Annotated in this window: 2 protein-coding genes and 1 pseudogene; 2 read left to right on the top strand and 1 reads right to left on the bottom strand. The window is 38.8% G+C overall.

Annotation, left to right across the window (positions count from 1 at the left end):
* Nucleotides 1-96: 96 nt before the first annotated feature.
* Together ASC42_RS13495 and ASC42_RS13490 are read left to right on the top strand one after the other, a co-directional pair.
* Nucleotides 97-1,515, top strand: a pseudogene (locus tag ASC42_RS13495) (PTS fructose transporter subunit IIC); the annotation flags it as partial.
* Between the two features lie 138 nt (nt 1,516-1,653).
* Entirely contained in the window at nt 1,654-2,094 is a 441-nt protein-coding gene (locus ASC42_RS13490) for a flavodoxin (protein ID WP_055442107.1), read from the top strand.
* Between the two features lie 76 nt (nt 2,095-2,170).
* On the opposite strand, the gene ASC42_RS13485 is transcribed toward ASC42_RS13490, so the two are convergent.
* Nucleotides 2,171-3,439, bottom strand: coding sequence for an ATP-binding protein (locus tag ASC42_RS13485; RefSeq protein ID WP_245191209.1), 1,269 nt, complete (start codon nt 3,437-3,439; stop codon nt 2,171-2,173).
* Nucleotides 3,440-3,529: the final 90 nt, after the last annotated feature.

The raw sequence follows: 3,529 nt of genomic DNA, 5'->3' as shown, positions 1-3,529 counted from the left end.
CCAAAAACAGCAGGGGTGGCAAGCTTTTTTTTGTCGAAAACCGCATAAAATCAATAAAAACTTAGGGTATGTCTTTAAAACTTTTGACAATACCTTCAAGAGAAGGAGGGGGAAATGATGAAAGAAGAAAAACAATCGTTTGGAAACAAAAAAGTATTAGCCGTTACAGCGTGCCCAACAGGAATTGCGCATACGTATATGGCAGCTGATGCCTTAAAGGCGAAAGCAAAAGAAATGGGGATCGATATCAAAGTAGAAACGAACGGTTCTAGCGGAGTGAAAAATGAGTTAACACAACAAGAAATTGACGAAGCGGTTGCGATTATCGTTGCAGCAGACAAACAAGTAGAAATGGACCGATTCGATGGTAAATATGTCATCCAAGTACCTGTTGCCGATGCGATCCGTAAACCAGAGCAACTCATTGATCGAGCATTAAAACAAGATGCTCCAATTTATCGTGCAAGTGGTGGAAATCGTTCGTATGCACCAAAAGAACGAACAGGATTTTATAAGCATTTAATGAACGGCGTATCGAATATGCTTCCGTTCGTTGTTGGTGGCGGTATTTTAATTGCAATCTCATTTATTTTCGGTATTAAAGCATTTGATCCAAATGATCCGTCGTTCCACCCGATTGCGAAAGCGCTTATGGACATTGGCGGGGGCAGTGCGTTTGCACTTATGATTCCTGTGTTAGCTGGCTTCATCGCAATGAGCATCGCAGATCGTCCAGGATTTGCGCCCGGAATGGTCGGAGGATTTATGGCAGCAAATGGTGGTGCAGGATTTTTAGGTGGATTGATTGCTGGCTTTTTAGCAGGTTATCTTGTTGTCGGATTAAAAAAATGGTTTAGTCGTCTGCCACAATCACTTGAAGGGATTAAACCTGTCCTACTTTATCCATTATTCGGCATATTGCTCACAGGACTTATTATGATGTATATCGTTATTGATCCAGTCAAAGCACTAAATGAAGGAATGAAAACATGGCTTGAAAATATGGGTACAGGCAATCTTGTTTTACTTGGTCTTATCCTCGGTGGTATGATGGCGGTTGATATGGGTGGACCAATTAATAAAGCGGCGTTTACGTTTGGCATTGCGATGATTGATGCAGGAAACTATGCCCCACATGCAGCTATCATGGCGGGTGGAATGGTTCCGCCATTAGGATTGGCGCTCGCAACAACGCTATTTAAAAAGAAATTCACAAAAGCAGAACGAGAAGCAGGAAAAACGTGCTATATTATGGGAGCTTCGTTTATTACAGAAGGAGCTATTCCGTTTGCGGCAGCTGATCCAGGACGTGTCATTCCATCAATTATCGTTGGTTCAGCAATTGCGGGCGCATTGACAATGGTGTTTGGTATTGGTCTTCCTGCACCACATGGTGGAATTTTCGTAATCCCAATTGTAAAAGGAAATCCGTTTTTGTATGTGCTTGCAATTTTAGTTGGCTCGCTCGTAACAGCATTAATGGTCGGATTATGGAAAAAAGAAGTGAAAGAGTAAAAGAGTACTAGATCAAGCGCGCGCGATGGTAAAAATCGCGCGTTTTTCTTTTTAAAAAGTTTTGACAAAGATAATCATTATCATTTAATATATAATTGTTGAAAATGATTATCAATAATATAGATAGGGGGATGACTAATGTCAAAAGTTATCATGGTATTTACAAGTATGACAGGAAATACAGAGGAGATGGCTGAAACGATTGCTGACGGTGTTCGTGAACAAGGGATTGAGTTAGATGTCAAAGAGGTATTAGACACCACTGCGACAGAACTTGAGCAATACGACGGTATTTTACTTGGAGCGTATACGTGGGGAGACGGTGAATTACCAGACGACTTTTTAGACTTTTATGATGAACTAGATCATGTTGATTTAACAGGGAAAAAAGCAGCAGTTTTCGGTTCGTGCGATTCAAGTTATGAAAAATACGGTGCTGCGGTTGATATTCTAATTGAAAAGTTACAAGAACGAGGAGCTGAAGTCATTCTTGATGGACTAAAGATCGAACTGACGCCCACAGATGAAGATAAGCAATTATGTATTGCGTTCGGGCGTGATTTTGTCAAGCAGTTATAAAAGGCCGCTTTATACAGGGCCTTTTTTATTAATTAAACTATGTTCTAAATAATCAACAAAAACAAAAAAGAACAAGTCAATAACTAACTTGTTCAAACTGATGTCGCTTTGACGATTTTTCGATATCCGACTTATAATAAGATGGAAAATACATATATACATCTGTTCCGTGCCCCACTTCGCTATGAATAAATAAATCACCTTTCATTGTTTCAACGATACGGTATACAACCATCATCCCAAGACCCGTTCCCTTCGTTCCTTTTGTCGTAAAGTAAGGTTCCCCTAAGCGTTCAATTTGTTCTTTTGTCATACCAATTCCTGTGTCACTGATATGAATTAGTACGTAATCTTTATCAATAGACACATTAATACGCAATATTCCTCCGTGTGGCATCGCTTCAATCGCATTTTTCATGACGTTTAATAAACATTGTTGGAACTTGGGTCGTTCTCCTTTCACTGCAAATGGTGCAAGAGATGCTTGAATTTCGATGCTGTTCATGTTGGCAAGAGGACGTAAAATATCAATTACCCGCTCAATTTCTGTCTTTACATTTAATTTTTCGACGTGCTCTGGCGCTGGTTTTGCGAACGTTAAATAATCGGTAATAATCGCTTCTGCACGATCAATTTCTTCAATGGCGATTTGAATATATTGTTTATCTTTATAATTCATTCGTTCACTTTGTAATAACAATTGCATAAATCCTCTCGATACGGTTAACGGGTTGCGCACCTCATGTGAAATCGAGGCGGCTAAATGTCCAACCACTTCCATCTTTTCAGCACGAATAATACGTCGACGAAGTTCACTATGTTTTTGAATAGTTTCAGTAATATAAGCACCTAAAAACGCAGCAAGTGGTTGCGCTGGAAAATACGTGCTGATAATATGTGACAGTTGATATTCATCAACAATCCATATCCCAGAAAATGCAATTGTCAAAATCGTTGTTCCGACAGATAGAAGGGTAATCGTAACAATTCGATTTTTAACGGACAAATATGTTTGGAACTTTTGATAAAAAAAGAAACAAATGATGACTTGGATTGCTGTAATTATCATCGTTACAATAATACCTTCTGTACCGCCAATTATAATTCGATAAATGACAGTAACGATTGAAAGAAAAATAGCAGAAAACGCCCCACCATATAAACCACCAATCCAAATGGCGACTTGACGCAAATCGAAAATAAATCCTCCTGTTGTATGTATAGGAAATGTCATGCAAAATATAATGCATACCCCAATAGCGATCGTTTTCAAGATTGTTTTTAAGTGATCGGATATGCGACGTTCTTCAAGCCAAATTGGAATGATTAATAGTGCTAGTATCACTAGCGTTGCATTAATTTAATTTGAAAATTCCGAATTGAAAAAAGTCCATAAAAAAATCCTTTATAATGGATGGTACAGGTGGTCCCTGTC

Source organism: Anoxybacillus suryakundensis (assembly GCF_001418025.1).
Lineage (GTDB): Bacteria > Bacillota > Bacilli > Bacillales > Anoxybacillaceae > Anoxybacillus > Anoxybacillus tengchongensis.
The sequence above is the reverse complement of the archived record's forward strand: the minus strand, read 5'-3'. Positions and strand labels throughout refer to the sequence as shown.